Origin of the sequence: Bacillus sp. SIMBA_005 (assembly GCF_046535585.1) — a bacterium.
Taxonomy (GTDB): Bacteria; Bacillota; Bacilli; order Bacillales; family Bacillaceae; genus Bacillus; species Bacillus pumilus.
Genome location: NZ_JAWRWI010000140.1, coordinates 1 through 334 on the forward strand (window position 1 = coordinate 1; position 334 = coordinate 334).

General features: G+C 72.2%; 1 protein-coding gene. It reads right to left on the reverse strand.

All coding sequences use genetic code 11. The features are described from left to right. The coding region (locus tag SB660_RS19485; RefSeq protein WP_410583895.1) for a S8 family serine peptidase at positions 1–334 on the reverse strand (334 nt) is incomplete at both ends.

The following is a 334-nucleotide window of genomic DNA, read 5'->3' on the forward strand; positions in this document are numbered from 1 at the left end:
GTGCGCGACGCCGGCCATGCCGGTGCTGTTGTTGGTGCGCTCGGCGACCGTGCCGGAGACATTGCTGCCGTGCCAGCTGCTGTCGGTGATTGGCGAGCCGGAGTAGCACTCGCCGGCCACCGGGTTCCAGTCGCCGTAGTCCTGCGCGCCGGGCACGCGGTCGTCGGTGGCACGGCGCGAGACGAAGGCATCGGTGATGAAGTCGTAGCCGGCCACCAGGCGCGGGGCCAGATCCTCGTGGTCGAGGCGTACGCCGGAGTCCACCACGGCCACGACCACCGCGCTGCTGCCGCGGGTCAGGTCCCAGGCGGCCTGGGCGTTGGTGGCGGCAAGG